Source organism: Peribacillus sp. YIM B13477 (genome assembly GCF_042787955.1).
Taxonomy (GTDB): Bacteria; Bacillota; Bacilli; order Bacillales; family DSM-1321; genus Peribacillus; species Peribacillus frigoritolerans.
In genome coordinates this window covers 314,339-330,116 of the sequence record NZ_JBHZPD010000004.1, presented here as the reverse complement: position 1 = coordinate 330,116, position 15,778 = coordinate 314,339, and the positions used below count along the sequence as shown (strand labels likewise).

General features: G+C 39.6%; 16 protein-coding genes and 1 pseudogene. 4 read left to right on the top strand and 13 right to left on the bottom strand.

Annotated elements, in window-relative coordinates; translation table 11 throughout:
* The first annotated feature begins 72 nt into the window (after positions 1–72).
* Positions 73–1,383: an MFS transporter gene (locus tag ACFX4H_RS15520; RefSeq protein WP_377435775.1), complete on the top strand. Its 1,311-nt coding sequence runs from the start codon at positions 73–75 to the stop codon at positions 1,381–1,383.
* Positions 1,384–1,729: 346 nt separating this feature from the next.
* Here the strand turns inward: ACFX4H_RS15520 and ACFX4H_RS15515 are convergent, their stop codons facing one another.
* The 5 genes from ACFX4H_RS15515 to ACFX4H_RS15495 form a co-directional block, all read right to left on the bottom strand.
* The gene (locus tag ACFX4H_RS15515) at positions 1,730–2,422 is read right to left on the bottom strand and encodes an aspartate/glutamate racemase family protein (protein WP_377435774.1); all 693 of its coding nucleotides are present in this window, start codon (positions 2,420–2,422) and stop codon (positions 1,730–1,732) included.
* A gap of 36 nt (positions 2,423–2,458) precedes the next feature.
* On the bottom strand, positions 2,459–2,881 hold the full coding sequence (gene fosM / locus ACFX4H_RS15510) for a FosM family fosfomycin resistance protein (RefSeq protein ID WP_258249133.1): 423 nt from the start codon (positions 2,879–2,881) through the stop codon (positions 2,459–2,461).
* Positions 2,882–2,895: 14 nt separating this feature from the next.
* A complete protein-coding gene (locus tag ACFX4H_RS15505) occupies positions 2,896–3,426 on the bottom strand; it encodes a PepSY-associated TM helix domain-containing protein (RefSeq protein WP_098187212.1) in 531 nt (176 codons plus the stop codon).
* 20 nt (positions 3,427–3,446) lie between these two features.
* Positions 3,447–3,887 (bottom strand): GNAT family N-acetyltransferase, encoded by a 441-nt coding sequence (locus ACFX4H_RS15500; RefSeq protein WP_249599307.1) that lies wholly within the window; start codon positions 3,885–3,887, stop codon positions 3,447–3,449.
* Between the two features lie 310 nt (positions 3,888–4,197).
* A complete protein-coding gene (locus tag ACFX4H_RS15495) occupies positions 4,198–4,677 on the bottom strand; it encodes a GNAT family N-acetyltransferase (RefSeq protein WP_034304445.1) in 480 nt (159 codons plus the stop codon).
* 346 nt (positions 4,678–5,023) lie between these two features.
* On the opposite strand from ACFX4H_RS15495, the gene ACFX4H_RS15490 reads away from it, so the two are divergent.
* From ACFX4H_RS15490 to ACFX4H_RS15480, 3 genes are all read left to right on the top strand, one after another.
* Positions 5,024–6,019 (top strand): zinc-dependent alcohol dehydrogenase family protein, encoded by a 996-nt coding sequence (locus ACFX4H_RS15490; protein ID WP_249599301.1) that lies wholly within the window; start codon positions 5,024–5,026, stop codon positions 6,017–6,019.
* Between the two features lie 240 nt (positions 6,020–6,259).
* Positions 6,260–6,967, top strand: a complete 708-nt coding sequence (locus tag ACFX4H_RS15485; RefSeq protein WP_377435773.1) for a DUF421 domain-containing protein — start codon at positions 6,260–6,262, stop codon at positions 6,965–6,967.
* 279 nt (positions 6,968–7,246) lie between these two features.
* Entirely contained in the window at positions 7,247–7,381 is a 135-nt protein-coding gene (locus tag ACFX4H_RS15480) for a hypothetical protein (protein ID WP_283249168.1), read from the top strand.
* A gap of 285 nt (positions 7,382–7,666) precedes the next feature.
* Here ACFX4H_RS15480 and ACFX4H_RS15475 read toward each other — a convergent pair whose 3' ends face one another.
* The 8 genes and pseudogenes from ACFX4H_RS15475 to ACFX4H_RS15440 all read right to left on the bottom strand — a co-directional run.
* Positions 7,667–8,464 carry a fumarylacetoacetate hydrolase family protein gene (locus tag ACFX4H_RS15475; protein WP_034304454.1) on the bottom strand — a complete coding sequence of 266 codons (798 nt, stop codon included), beginning with the start codon at positions 8,462–8,464 and terminating at the stop codon, positions 7,667–7,669.
* A gap of 462 nt (positions 8,465–8,926) precedes the next feature.
* On the bottom strand, positions 8,927–9,136 hold the full coding sequence (locus ACFX4H_RS15470) for a hypothetical protein (protein WP_034304456.1): 210 nt from the start codon (positions 9,134–9,136) through the stop codon (positions 8,927–8,929).
* 186 nt (positions 9,137–9,322) lie between these two features.
* The gene (locus ACFX4H_RS15465; RefSeq protein ID WP_377435772.1) at positions 9,323–9,832 is read right to left on the bottom strand and encodes a hypothetical protein; all 510 of its coding nucleotides are present in this window, start codon (positions 9,830–9,832) and stop codon (positions 9,323–9,325) included.
* 343 nt (positions 9,833–10,175) lie between these two features.
* Complete coding sequence (locus ACFX4H_RS15460; protein WP_376708065.1) at positions 10,176–11,636, bottom strand: DHA2 family efflux MFS transporter permease subunit; 1,461 nt, start codon at positions 11,634–11,636, stop codon at positions 10,176–10,178.
* A gap of 15 nt (positions 11,637–11,651) precedes the next feature.
* On the bottom strand, positions 11,652–12,392 hold the full coding sequence (gene nfsA / locus ACFX4H_RS15455; RefSeq protein ID WP_377435771.1) for an oxygen-insensitive NADPH nitroreductase: 741 nt from the start codon (positions 12,390–12,392) through the stop codon (positions 11,652–11,654).
* A 26-nt stretch (positions 12,393–12,418) separates the two neighbouring features.
* Complete coding sequence (locus ACFX4H_RS15450; RefSeq protein WP_377435770.1) at positions 12,419–13,750, bottom strand: NtaA/DmoA family FMN-dependent monooxygenase; 1,332 nt, start codon at positions 13,748–13,750, stop codon at positions 12,419–12,421.
* 306 nt (positions 13,751–14,056) lie between these two features.
* Positions 14,057–14,482 carry a MarR family winged helix-turn-helix transcriptional regulator gene (locus ACFX4H_RS15445; protein WP_034304466.1) on the bottom strand — a complete coding sequence of 142 codons (426 nt, stop codon included), beginning with the start codon at positions 14,480–14,482 and terminating at the stop codon, positions 14,057–14,059.
* A 526-nt stretch (positions 14,483–15,008) separates the two neighbouring features.
* A pseudogene (locus ACFX4H_RS15440) lies at positions 15,009–15,194 on the bottom strand (winged helix-turn-helix transcriptional regulator); the annotation flags it as partial.
* Positions 15,195–15,778 lie beyond the last annotated feature (584 nt).

Sequence of the window (15,778 nt, the reverse complement as noted above, 5' to 3'; positions counted from 1 at the left end):
GATATGAAATGTTCCAAGGATGACATCCAAACATGAAAAGCTACAAGGATATTTCGTTAGGAGGTAAAGTTCATGACAATGTCAGCAAAAGATACAAATGCCTCAACACACCAGCCTATATGGTTGCAAGAATATATTGATTCACCAGAAAGACAAATACAGCTTTATAAAAAAACATTAAGAATTTTGATTCTTTCACAAATCTTTGGGGGAGCAGGACTTGGAGCCGGTATAACAGTAGGAGCGCTTCTTGCACAAGACATGCTAGGGACTGAAAATGCGGCAGGAATTCCAACTGCCCTATTTACTTTAGGTTCTGCAGGAGCTGCCCTGCTTATTGGCCGGTCTTCGCAACGTTTTGGCCGCAGAGCAGGACTTGCAGGTGGTTTCCTTGCAGGTGGGTTAGGTGCCATTGGTGTTATAATTGCAGCCTTAACCAGCAGTATCCCACTTTTATTTATTTCTCTTTTTATTTATGGAGCTGGTACAGCGTCTAATCTACAAGCGCGATATGCAGGGACAGACCTTGCAACAGATAAACAAAGGGCAACTGCTGCAAGCATGGCCATGGTTTCCACTACCTTGGGTGCCGTTGTTGGTCCTAACTTGGTCAATAGAATGGGGGATTTTGCTGATTCAATTGGTGTTCCAACCTTGGCTGGCCCCTTTATCTTGTCAGCAGCCGCTTTTATTATTGCCGGATTATTTATCTTAATTTTACTTCGTCCAGACCCTTTGGTTGTGTCTACAGCTATTGCGAATGCTAAGAAAAAAGGCGATAGCGTACAAACAGGGACAAACTTAAAGAATGCTACCATAAACAAAAAGGGTGTTGTTGTAGGGGCTTTAATTATGATTTTGACTCAATTTGTCATGGCAGCCATTATGACAATGACACCAATTCATATGGGACATCATGGTCATGGTTTGGGAGAAGTAGGATTAGTTATAGGTTTCCATATAGCAGCCATGTATCTTCCTTCACCATTGACAGGTATACTGGTAGATAAGCTTGGCCGTATTACTATGGCTGTTGCTTCTGGTGCTACACTCCTAGCCTCAGGATTCGTGGCAGCTTTTGCACCCGTAGGTTCAATGCCACTGCTTACCCTGGCGTTAGTACTGCTAGGTTTGGGCTGGAACTTTGGTTTAATAAGCGGGACTGCTCTCATTATAGATTCAACACACCCATCTGTACGTGCAAAAACACAAGGATCAGTCGATGTACTATTTGCACTGTCAGGAGCAGCTGGTGGGGGGATATCAGGAATGGTAGTCGCTCATTCTAGTTTTGCAGCATTATCACTTTCTGGAGCCATTCTGTCACTAGTACTTATTCCTGTAGTTGTTTGGTCTCGGAAAAGTCCAAGCAAAGAGCTATGATAGTTAGCCTAATGTAGATATATCCCTATATAGTGAAATTGAAATATTAACAAGGCAGCTTTCAGCAAGAAACTGAAAGCTGCCTTTATTCATATAGGAAGGTAACTTATAAAAAAACAAAACATCTTATAGATGGAAAAAATCTTTATATTAATTTATAAGGGTTTACAGAATGTTTACTTTAACCTAACTCAAGTTACGTAAAGTACTTTAATGTCTTGTTACGCAACAAAAAAACTACTGTACGGGAGCAGTAGTTTTTTCTATGTTTATACATTCCCTTTATCTTTTACTCAAAAAAAGGCCGCCGCAGCAACCTTCCTTTTTAAAGCACAATGTGATCACTTCATTTTTCCAATGCCATATTAACAGATTCGATGGCATGTATGACAGCTGTATCGAATAATGGCACTTTGGAATCCTCGGGTTTTACTAGTAATCCAATTTCCGTGCAGCCTAGTATTATTCCTTCCGCTCCATCATCAACTAACCCCTTGATGACCTTTTTGTAATATTCCCTTGATGATTGTTGAATTTCCCCTAAACATAATTCTTCATAAATCACTTTATTGATTACTTTTCTATCCTCTTCGCTTGGTATCAGGACCTTGATACCATTAGCCTCAATTCGTGTTTTATAAAAGTCTTGCTCCATCGTATATTTAGTGCCAAGTAAACCAACAGTACTGATTTTGGACTTTTGAATTTGTTTTGCCGTTGAATCAGCAATGTGCAAAATCGGTAAGCTGACTTTTTCTTCTATATATCCAATCACTTTATGCATCGTATTTGTACAAATTAGAATCATTTCGGCACCTGCCTTTTCCAAAGACAGAGCTGCATCGCCTAATAATTTGCCGGAGCTTTCCCAATCCCCTTCAGCTTGGCAGCGTTCGATTTCCTCAAAGTCCACGCTATATAAAATGCACTTGGCTGAATGCAATCCTCCTAATTTAGCTTTTACCTCTTCATTGATGATTCGATAATATTCCAACGATGACTCCCAGCTCATGCCGCCAATAAGGCCAATAGTTTTCATGAACATTCCCCTTTTCATTTGAAGATGGCTTACTTATCAGTCGAAAAACTCCATATGGGCTTTTTCTTGTTTGTAGTAATCTATTCTATTTTGTAAAGTCCCTGTATGAAACTCAAACTTATGACCATCTGGATCAGTGAAATAAATGGACTTCTTATCTTTTTCATCTCTTGGACGTCCTGACAGGATGTTTACATTCAATCCGATCAGTTTCTCGTACATGTTCATGAAGTCGGCTTCTTCTATGGAAAAGGCGATATGTGTGTATGATTGGCTTATTTCATTACGGGGAATATCTTTTTCTTCATTCAGGGCAATCCACATTCCATTCAAATCAAAATAGGCTGTGGTTCGGCCCTTAACTAATAATTTCGCATCAAAAACCTTTTGATAAAATTCTATGGAACTGTCTAAATCAGAAACTGAAATTAAAAAGTGATTCAACCCTTTTATAGCCACATTACCACCTCATATTAAGATTTCCTTTTATTCGCCATTAAACGCTTATAGAGAGGATACCCGAACATGTAATACCCGGAAAACGAGAGCAGGATTAAGGATAAACCCGTCATTGTGAGGATACTGTATCTATACCAATCACCAAAGAAGGTTCCATCATGCAAAGTAATCAGGAACGTCGAGTAATCTGGATTTGTGGATAACACTTTTCCCGTACTCACATCCATTTGAACACCTTGACCGTTATTAAAGCGAACCTGGTACACATTTGCACTTGGCCTATATTCGATTCTAAAAATATCTTCAACCGAATCCGCACCTGGTAGATCCTGAGACACAGCAATGGATACGACCTTCTCCATAGGTATCGCTTGATCTGGACTTGCCTCTTTCCCCGTCCTTAACTCATCAGCCACTCCGAGGGGTATCATATAAACAAGCACGAGGCCCGTTACTGCAATGAACATGAAAAAGATGGATAAAATCAATCCAGTCCATTTATGTACTTTTCGGCTTAATTGATACAACTTTACAGATTTCGACAATGTTCCATCACATCCCTTGACTATTTTTCAAAAAAATTTTTCTTCATGACCACCCTATCTTCGTTTACAACATAATCATTCTTCAGATAAAATGCTTCTGCAAGCCCGTCATTGGCCGTTAATAGATACAGACTTTTAATCTCTCTCTTCTGCAATTCAGCTTCTAAAGCTCGAAGCATTTTTGAGCCATGCCCTTTGCCTTGCATTTGATTATTCACACAAAGTTCTGCCAAATAATACGTTAAACCTTGATCAGACACTTTACTATTTCCAGCAATGAAACCAACTGGTTTATGATCAATATGAAATAAAAACCCAAGAAATTTAGGTGTATGCAATACGTCGGAAAGTCTCTCTTTAGCCGTTTCATAGGTCCATCTTTCATTCCATGGTTCACGATTAAAAACGTTCATGTAGAGTTCGATGCATAGCTCCAAATTCTCCGATGTCAGTGGTATCATTTCTGTCACATTCATGCTTCCTTTCTATTTTTCTTAAAATTATGTATATTAATCCAAATTATATCTTATCCTTGTTGAACTATCCTGTCCCTATAGGACCATAAAGAGCTGCCTAGGAAGAAGAAAATCACAAAAACCAGTCAATCATGAAGGGCATACAATGAGCAGATTAGATAATTATGAGGTTCTAAAGAGAAATATGCTATTCCAGGCAGCATTAGCAATGAATAAAACCCGCTTTAGCTGACAGTCCAGTCCTGCCTTAGTGGGTTCTATAAGAAAAGGGCGACCGGATTTTTACTGGTCGACCTTAGTTCATTGATAACTGTTTCACGAATAAAACTCTATCTTGATTATGTCCGTCATAGTCAGAGTGGACTGAAACACCATCAATGAATGTATCTCCCTCTTCCATTTCAAATCCCATCTTGGTATGATAGGCGATTGAAGATTTGTTGACCGGAGACGTTACACAACGGACAACATTGCGGCCATTTTGATAAACGACATGGAAAAATTGATTATATAACTGTCTGCCGATATCATTTTTTCTGTATTCAGGATGCACTCCGACAAAGTGAATATATGCCTCATCAGGCTGAGATTGAGATAGAATCCCTATTAGGAAACCGACTATGTTCCCTTCCTTTTCGGCTATGAAACTTGTATTTGTAAAATGATCAAAGAATAATTTCGGTAGCATATCAGACATTTGCCTTCCTCCCCACCATTCATTGATTAGCGGCGATATGGCATAGTAATCTGACCCTTTCACTGAACGAATTTCCATCCTTCTCCCCCTTTGATCATTAAGGCCTTTTTCACGAATTCATTCAATAATTAACATACCCCGTTAGTTCATTAACTTTTCATACGATAAAATTACAATTCCACATATTACTGAAACTTCGCCAATACCTTGATAGCCCTTAATCATATTATATTTTAATGATTTAAGAAACTTCTCTTAAATTACCTTTAAAAAATGTGCGTAACTTTTAATTTTATAGTAGATAAAGTATCATTGATTTTACAAGCAAAGACTAAATATTCTTACATTTCACCTTATTCCCTGCAATCCTTAACAGGCATAGGCAATGAGAAATTCCCCATAAAAATAAATAGGAGTGACTAAAGTGAAAGCACAAATCATTCAATCTTTTGGCGATCCATCCGTATTTCAGCTTGAAGAGGTTTCAAAACCCGAATTAAAACCTGGACATGTCCTTATTCAAGTCAAGGCTTCAAGTGTAAATCCTATTGATACGAAAGTCCGTGCTGGTGCAGTTCCAGCCGTTGCCCCCAAGTTTCCAGCCGTTTTACATGGTGATGTCTCAGGTTTGGTATCTGCAGTGGGAGAAGGAGTGACTGAGTTTAAAGTTGGCGATGAAGTGTTTGGATGCGCAGGTGGTTTTAAAGGGACTGGCGGTGCACTTGCAGAGTTCATGCTTGCAAATGCTGATTTACTTGCTCACAAGCCGAAGAATTTGACGATGGAAGAAGCCGCTGCTTTACCACTGGTTGCCATTACCGCTTGGGAAGCATTATTCAATCGGGCACATCTAGTCCCTGGTCAAGATATACTGATCCATGCAGCAACCGGCGGCGTAGGCCACATTGCCATTCAGCTGGCCAAATGGAAAGGCGCTACAGTCTATACAACTGCCTCTTCGCAAGAGAAGCTGGAGATTGGCACGCGCCTTGGGGCAGATGTAACGATCAATTATCGAGAAGAGAGCGTTCATGACTATGTACAAAAATATACAGACGGAAAAGGGTTTGACGTTGTGTTTGACACGGTAGGCGGAGAAAACCTTGATCGCTCTTTTGAGGCGGCTGCGGTACATGGAACGGTGGCAGCCATTGCTGCCCGTTCGACTCATGACCTCTCCCCAGTGCATTCGAAGGGACTTTCCCTCCATGTTACCTTTATGTTGTTGAAGATATTAAATAAGGACATGCATAAGCAATATGGAGAGATTTTGAAGAAGGTTGCCAAAGTGGTTGAGGAAGGTAAGCTGCGCCCGCTTGTGGATTCAAACATGTTTACGTTTGATGAAGTCTCAAAAGCCCATGAATACATGGAGTCAGGCAAGGCGATGGGAAAAATTGTTTTGAAAAATGATTGGTAATGAATAGGCACATTAACAACTTTAAGTTCATTTAAAATAGGCGGTACGGTGAAAATCTCTATAGATTCTCGCTGTACCGTCTTCTTTTATTTAATAGGACAATACCGCCTCTGATGTTGGGTATTCTTATTTAATAGAATTGCAGAAAACGGTACTCTGCCGTGTGATATAAATACCAGGTGCAATTTGGTTTAAATGATTGTTAAAAGGGAGAAAGAGAAAAAAAGATGAGGTGATAAAATGATTTATCTGGAAATAGCAACGAAGCTGGTGATTGGGCTGGCTGGACTCCTGGCAGTGACAAGACTTCTTGGAAAAAAAGAAATGTCACAAGTGACCCCTTTTGATTTTATTTACGCTTTAGTATTAGGCGGCATTCTGGAAGAAGGCATTTACGATGAAAAAGTGTCGATCTGGCAGATTCTATTTGCCATTTGCCTTTGGGGGATTTCCGTTTATATCATTGAGATTTGCGCCCAAAAAAGTGATCGCATGAAAAAATTGTTCAAAGGACATCCTTCTTTGATTATTCGTAATGGCGAATTGGATATAAAACAAATGAAAAAAAATCACCTGGAAATTGAACAGGTTCGAACCATGCTGCGGAAACAGGGGGTGTTCACTCTCCGGGAAGTGCGAGATTTATATCTTGAGCCTGGCGGGGACATCAGTGTAAAGCTTCATTCTAAGGCAGGAAGCGTCACACCAGATATGCTTGACCTCAATCCTAGGGATGAAGCCCCTTCTATCTTAGTAATTGAAGAAGGCCAAATAAAAGAGGAAGAACTCCAATCCGTGAAAAAATCAAAAGAATGGCTTTTGGATGGGCTCCAGAAGAGGAATTATAAAAAAATTGAGGATATCCTATATGGAGAATGGTCAGAAACAGATGGATTCTATATACAGACGTATCCCCCAAAAAATTCTAATATACAACAAAAAACTTGAAGATATTTTATAGACGGTACAGTAAAAATCTCTAAGATTCCCGCTGTACCGTCTGTTTTTATTTTTAATTGCCTTAAAGCACCAATAGGCCATAGTAATCGGAATTGGCAACTTTAAGACAGATTGCCATAGTAGACTTCAACAGGAAAAGGGCTTTCTGTAAAATTGCTATATGGATGTTTTCAAATCAAAACGAATCCCTTCACTCGTTTGGTGAATAAGTAGCCATCTAATAGTCCATCTTAACAAATGAAGCTTACATGGAGGGAGGTTCTAGGGATGAGCCAAAAGCGTGATAAAGGCAATAGTCAGAAGGGAAAGGCTAAAAGCAATACAATAGACCCAGTGATTGCAGCAGAAGACTTGGAAAAAGCAATTTATCCAACTAATAAGCCTCCGCGTAATGCTAAATAAGTACAATCTCTTGACTTCTTGCTTTTCCAAAAAAATCTTGCAGGTAAACGAAACTGAAGGGTCAAGCATTCCGCTAACATGAAGGATTACTTGGCTCTTCATCGAAATAATGGACTTTTCGAATTTCCAAAATACCAGTCGTCAGTATCATCCCATCCAACATATATATTTCTAATAGCCTGTTATTCGTTTCAATCACACCCCAAACTACATACATGCACAAGAAAAAAGCTGCCTTAAAGGCAGCTCTGATTTTTTTTAATGTATTAAGAATTCCAGCAAATCCTACTGGACACCATTACATAACCGACCGATATTCTCGACTTCAACAACGACTTCATCACCCGACTTGATCATGCAGCTGCCAGATGGTGAGCCCGTGGCCAAAATATCACCGGGCTCCAGTGTCATTACCTGTGAAAGCCAGCTGATTAAAAATGGAATGCTCAGAGACATTTCATTGGTATTTCCGTCTTGGACGACGCGGCCGTTTAAAGTGGTCACAATCCTTAAGTTTGTAGGATCTACCCCGGTAACGATGCATGGTCCCAAAGGTCCGAATGTATCAAATCCTTTGCCCCGCGTAAATTGTGGATCTTTTTTTGTAAGATCTCTTGCTGTCACGTCATTAAATATCGTGCAGCCGAATACATAATCAAGCGCATCTTCTTCTTTAATGTTTTTTCCGCGCTTTCCAATGACAAGGGCCACTTCCCCTTCAAGTTCCACTTGATTGGATAGCTCGTTTGGAGGAAGGATAATATTCTCCTTGTCTGCAATAAGCGAAGATAATGGCTTTAAAAATAGGAATGGTTCAACAAGGTTTGCCTCTCCACCCGTTTCCTTCGCATGACCTGCATATGTCCAGCCGAAATTAACCACTTTCGAAGGTTTTACAGGTTCCAAGATTTTCACGTCACTATATTTCAGCTCGACCCCGTCATACTTTATTTCCTTGTTGACAAGTTCAGCAAAACTGCTAGACAGTTGTAATATCATGTCATCCTCAACAATACCGTAATGTATATTGCCCTGTTGATTCTGATAGCGAACTATTTTTTGTGTTTTTTGTAGCACATGCATTATGAATAAACTCCTTTGATGATTAAGATTACCACAGATCATATAAAATCCGGTTCTCCTATACTATAACATGCCTGTTCTTTTACGGGAAAAAAGAGCTCTCGTCGCGACTCCATCTTCTACTAAACCGACCTTTAGTTCAATAAGAAAATTATTTAACTATGTATTTTATGGAACCTATCATTTTTTTATAATTTTATCTGTGTCATGCCCTATATAGGCTGCAATACATATTCCGTTTGGCAGCCCCCAGTAATACATTCCCGATGAAAAGTTTACCACCCAAACTTTTCTAAACAAACCCACTCTATTAAAGACTTCTTGCTTATTGATTATCTCAAAATATCAAAACTTTTGTACTGGTAATTCGTCCCTTTTCAGCCAGCCTGCCTTGTTAGTGCCATAAGAAAAAGTGCCAACTTCTCTTTAATAGAAATTCAGCACTTCGTTTCTTTGTAAACGTTATCGTGTCGCTTTAGGCGGTTGGCACACATCACATTTACGTTGGTTATTATTTTTAAATTTCTTAAATGTCTTTTCAAAGTTGCTTCCACATGTACATTTAAATAGTAACTTTTGAGAAAAACCGTGATATTCCGTCGTCAGCAACTTACTTTCCGAATTCTTCTCAACAAATTCTTTAATTTGACCAATCGTCCATTGTTTATTCATTCTCTTACACCTCCATATTTTATCGCTATGCGGAGGCTTTTCTAGGCATCCGTTCAAAAATAGTAATTTCCGTAAGTTATTCATTATAACATGAGCCGGCACTCAATCAAACAACTCGTTTGTTGCATAACCAAAAGGAGCTGCTGAACAGCTCCTGGAAAAAATGCACCCGTTAGTTCAACAAAATCACTTAGCCTTATTATGCAATTGAAATGACTCTTCAGAACCAGCCCATTTTACATTTACTTTTATAACTTCGCCTTCACCTATTATTGCTCCATTTTCTGATCCACCTCTAATTGTAAATACTTTTTCACTAGGTGGTTCTTTGTATGCCTCAGTTTTAGTTCCGCTTGAAGTGGCTGTTTCATAAGTATATTCCAGGTTTTTCATGGAAGATAACTCTTTCAAAGCCCCCTTATATTTTAATACAAGTTCATAGCTATCTTTGCTGGAATGAGTGGTTTGTTCGTTTTTCTCTCCCCATAATTCAGTTCCTTCATAAAAATATACAGCTTCCCAATGTTCGCTTTCTCCTGTAAATTGATAATTATGCTCAGTCATTTCCTCCGAATTAGTATCTTTTTTAGTGGTTTCCAAATTAGTGATATCCGAATTAAAATCCTTGTTAGTGCTGTTAGAACCACAAGCTGTTAAAACCATCATTAGAAATAATACAGTAAAAATTTTCTTCAAATTAAATCCTCCTTAACGATAAAATTGAATTTATTTTCAATTTTACCATTTAAAGGTTTTTGTTTTGGTTTCGTTTGAAAATTTTTTATTACACTAACCTGCCCCGTTAGTTTAAGTATATTCCTTCACAAACTTGCCTTTTGCTATTTCTTTTATTACAGGAATGCCCCTATAGCTAAACAAAAAAGAGCATTGATCCTTCTTGGATCAATGCCCCCGTTTGTTTAAGATAATTATTCACAATGGGCATATCCGGTTGATACCAGCTCAACCGACACCCAATTTCCCCATCCATTTAGTGTAAACATTCTTAATAGATATAGACAGATTCGCTGACAAAACATCAATGTGTCGGATGCACCGCTTCGCGGCTGACTACGACGCGGCGGATGAAGAACGCTACGACCATGCCAATCAGTGCTATGATCATCGTGAACAAGAACACGCTTTGTGATCCAGCCGTCATCGCGTTTGCAATTTCGGCCTGTTTGGCCGGAGCGGAGGAGCCGTGCAAGTATTTCTCCATACCACCCGTAAGGATACTGATTGCGACCGCTGTTCCAATTGCACCCACGACCTGCTGCAGTGTGTTCATGACTGCCGTGCCGTGCGGGTATAACTCCGGCGGCAATTGATTTAGCCCATTCGTTTGAGCAGGCATCCATATCATGCCTACCCCAACCATGAGCCCGATATGCAAAGCCACGATAAAGGCCACTGAAGAAGCAGGAGATAGGGTAGTAAAGAACCATAACATGACTGCAACGATTACGAGTCCGGGAATAACGAGCCATTTCGGCCCATATTTATCGAACAAGCTCCCCATACGCGGGGAGAGGATACCGTTCAGCGCGCTGCCCGGCAAAAGCATGAGTCCAGTAGTGAACACCGACAGTCCTGTACCCGTCTGCAGAAACATCGGCAGGATAATCATGCTCGACATAATGATTAACATACACGACAGTACCAGAAGCAGCCCAACGACGTACATTGGGTATTTGAAAACGCTCAGATTCATCATTGGATCGCGCATAACGTTCTGCCGCAGTATGAACAGCACTAGCGCGATGAGCCCAACGACGATTGAAGTAACCACGACTGCACTGCTCCAGCCTTCAGATCCTTCGCCTGCCTTACTGAAGCCGAAGACAATTCCTCCAAAGCCGATCGTTGACAATGCGACAGACAGCAGATCTATCCGGGGCTTTGTGACATCGGTGACATTTTCCAAATACTTCAGCCCTATCAACAACCCAATAAGCAGGAACGGCAGCGAAATCCAGAAGATATAATGCCATGTTAAATACTCTATTAATAGACCGCCTATGGTCGGGCCGGTTGCTGGCGCAAACATGATAACAAGTCCAACGAAGCCCATCGCCGCCCCCCGCTTTTCCGGCGGGTATATGACAAGAATAGTATTGAACATGAGCGGCAGCAATAATCCCATGCCTGCCGCCTGTAAAACTCGAGCGAACATCAACATTTCAAAATTGAACGCGAGCGCCGCAATTAGTGTACCTAGAATTAAGCTTACGAGCGAACCTGTGAACAGCTGTCTCGTTGTAAACCTCTGCAGCAGCAGCCCGCTCATCGGCATTAAAATGCCAAGAGTCAGCAAGAAACCGGTTGTTAACCATTGTGCGGATGCGGCTGAAATTTGGAACACTTCCATTAAATTAGTCATTGCTATATTTAGAGCGGTCTCGCTAAACATGCCCACAAAACCGCAGATAAGCAGCGATACCAAGATGGCACGCGTATTGTATTGCTTCTTCATTTCTATGTCTCCTTGTAAATCAATTTAATTAATAACGGTTTATTTTTTAGCAAACCCTTGTTTGTTTAAATACTCAAGCATGAAGGGTAGTTTGCTTCTTTCAAGATGATCCTCAATATGATCTTTCCATCCCTTTACTTTCTTCACTGTGAAAGGCGCTTTAACAGGACGATTTTGGTAATATTCACGCATCTGTTGGTCATAAGTTGCTAATTTTCCTTCATCGAATGGCTGGTACTGATTATCAAACATGATCATCGATTGAGGCAAGCGTGGTTTTAGTCCAGGTTTTTCTCCAGCAGGATGGCCTATGCATAGACCAACTAAAGGAACCACATACTTTGGTAAATTCAGTACCTCTGTTAATTCTGTAATATTAAGCCTTACTCCACCGATATATACACCACCTAGTCCCAATGATTCAGCTGCCGTTAAAGCATTTTGAGCCATTAGCCCAGCATCAAATGATCCAATTAAAAGGTATTCCATATAGTCAAGATCTACCTTAGGAGCAATCTGGTGGTTTCGGTTAAAATCAGCACAAAAAATCCAAAACTCAGCAACTTCTCCAATATAAGGTTGATTGGCAGATAATTGTGTCACCTTTTTGCGAAGATCTGGATCAGTAATTCTAATGATAGAAACGACCTGTAAAAGGCTGAAGGACGAAGTTTGATTAGCTGCCTTAAATATTACATCCCGTTGTTCCTCTGTCAGTGGTTGATTGGTAAAAGAACGAACGGACGTATGATTTTGAAGCAATTCAAGGGTATTATTCATTTGAATCCTCTCCTCTATTAATTATATTAATATTTCAGTCTTCCGTATTGATAAGGAACCCCCATATTCTCACGCAGTGTTTTTCCTTCATACTCATTGTGGAACAAACCGCGGTCCTGCAAAATTGGGACAACCCGTTCCACAAAATCAGCCACTCCATCATAGGCTATATCCGGAACAACCGAGAAACCGTCACATGCACCGGCCAAAAACCATTCTTCCAAGAAGTCAGCAACTTGTACGGGGGTGCCTGCCACTACTGGATGATAGTTAATGACCCCATGGGCAAGAACATCTCGAATGGATAGCCCTTGTTTCAGCTTCTGTAAAGCTATGTGGGATCGTGGATCCATAGGGTTGGCATATGCCTGTTTCAACATGTCAGCTGATAAAGGTTGATCAATATCTACCGAGTGCACCGATAGTGGTAAGCCAACCATGGAACCAAGGTATCTTACCCTGCCTGGAATCTCCTCAGGATTAAAACTCATAAGCTGTCTTCGCCGTTCTAAAGCTTCTTCTTCAGTTGAACTGATGGAAAACATAAAACCTGCATACATCTTAATGTCATCAGGATTTCTGCCAAAACGGGCAGCACTTTGTCGAACCGCTTGCCTATGTTCACGAGCAGATTCAATATCATAAGGATTTGCATAAACACCAAAAGCGTATCTCCCGGCCAATTCCAAACCTAATTCCCCTCCACCTGCCTGGAAAATAACTGGATGACCTTGCTTAGAAGGAGGGATTGGCAAAGGACCACGAGACGCATAATACTGCCCTTGAAGATTTATAGGCTGAATTTTATCCATGTCGGCAAATTTTCCGCCTTCTACATCTAACGTCCAAGCGTCTTCTTCCCAACTTCCCCATAATGTTTGGACAATTTGAATGGATTCATGAGCCATTTCATAGCGTTCTTTGCGACTGACAATCTGAGCACCAAAATTTGCTGCAGCTAATGGATCAGATGTAGTGACCGCATTCCACCCTACACGCCCACGACTTATAACATCCAGTGCTTTGAACTGACGTGCTATGTTATATGGATAATTGAATGTCGTTGAGAAGGTAGCAACAAGCCCAATATGTTTCGTTTCTCTGGCTACAGCCATTAGTGCTAACATAGGGTCCATAGGGAACATTGGAGTCTGGGGACCTAAGTCGTTGGATAATGCAGGAGTATCCGCAATGAAAATCATTTGAAATTTTCCTTTTTCAGCTAATTTAGCCCGCTCCACATAACTATCCATATTTGTGTAAGCTGCTGGGTCGGTGCCAGGCATTCTCCAAGCGCTGAATTCGGCTCCGTATCCTGAAACCATTTGTAGTGCTAGTTGCATCTCTTTTCTTTTCATATATCTCTTCTCCTTAATTTTAAATAAGCTTCAAATAACCAAAAGAGCCTGAAGCATTTTAATTCCAACCATATTTCAATACAACGGTGAAAAACAAAATGATACTTAGCTTGCTAAATAATTTGCTGGTGATTTCCCATCAAGGACAGTTTTTCTTTTGATTTCCTTACTAAATTGTCGAGCATGATACTCATATCCCCGGAATTGAGTATAAACTTTGTTAAATAGTAAATGAACGATATAGAAGTTTAATATTTAGGCTGCTAAATAATCATTTAGCCTACTAAACATTTACATAGAGAAAACTTAGAACAAGTTTCTCTCCATTCGTTTCATAAGTTCCCTTAAGATTAAGCGTTCTTCCGGTAAGATTGAATGGAGTAATTTTTCTTGCTGCTGTTTCCATTTGAAATCAACCGGTTTCTCTAATTCTTTGCCTTTGTCTGTTAGATAAATTCGCATAACTCTTGCATCTTGTTCATCACGTTTACGGTATATGAACCCATTTAGCTCCAGCGTTTTAACCATATTTGTTACCGTAGGCGGTTCGCATTTTAAATGTTCACATAGTTGCATTTGTGTTATTCCATCACCTATCCACAACCGAGCGAGTAGTTTATCCTGGCCTACATGAAGATTAAGTTCTCTTAGACTTTCGCTATAATCTCGACGCATTTGGGATGAAACTTTATCTAACGACTCACGAATATCGCATCCAACCTTATCGTTCATAGGTATGCCCCCACTACTAACATGTATTTAGCATGCTAACTATAACATGGTGAAAATTTAGTGTCAATTTATCTTAAGGGACCTCCTCACATTTTATCGGATTGAATTTATCTAGAAACGAGGGCAAAAGTATGGATCTAACTCATAAGATGGAAGCCTGGATTCACATCAGCGCTTCATACTGAAATGTCAGATTCTGTTTATTACAACGTTTGCCTATCAACTTGTTGCATTGAGTAATTTTGTTACAGACAATAGAATAAAACCAATTCTCATTTTTTTAAAGAGGGCAATAAAAATTGCCGTAGTACATTTTTTTGTACTTATAGCTTGGTTAGTGTAAAAAAGCTGCCACAATGACAGCTTAGTATTTTTACTTCTTCCTCCGTTAATTTAATACATTTCTTCACGAACTTTTACCGTAAAAAACTGCCGTTAGAACGATCTCTCCTCCCACAACTATTACTTATTCACCATTTAGTTATGGAATTTTGGGGTAAATGTTAAACGAATGTGAGCGCTTTGGTTAGTCTACCTGCTCCCCAAACTTCTTCCCGAACTCTTCCATCAAATCAATTATAGGAATGAATTCTTTCCCTTTTGAGGTTAATGAATAACCTACTCGAGGAGGAACCTCTGGATAAACTTTGCGATTTATTAAGCCATCTCTTTCCAGTTCTCGAAGTTGCTTTGTAAGAGAACCTTGTGACACTCATATCAATCTTCCCTTGATCATACCTGTGTTGAGATGGAAGCCTATTTTTAAATTCTCAAAGCTAATTTTTATAATCATCTTCTTTTAATGGTCTTATTACTAATCTTTCCGTTTCTGAAATGCAGTCAAAATTGTTCAAATAAAACAACCTTTCTATTTAGGTCTTTTCTTAACTCTTAAAATCTCCCCATTTCAAAAAAAAATCCAATTATTAACTATTCGCCTTAACAGTAATAATCCCTTTTTGCAACGTATTCAATCTTCAACTAACCTGCCCCTTTAGTTAAAGAAAGAGCTGCCTTAAAGACAACTCTGATCTTCAGCTAACGTCCGTTAGTTCATTAAGAATTACTTCCGACACAATTAGTTAAAATAAACTTTTTACTAAACGAACTATCATTCTTGGAATAAGAGTTAAGAGGTTAAAAATAAATTCATATAAGATTGACTCACGAATTTCAATCATTATCCCTTTGAAAAACCTTCTTTTTTGCCTTTCCTTTTTCATCTTTTTCATCCTCTTTATCTTTTATACATATGGCTGCTTCTATCTTGAAGAAATCCCATAGTTGCAACCAAAA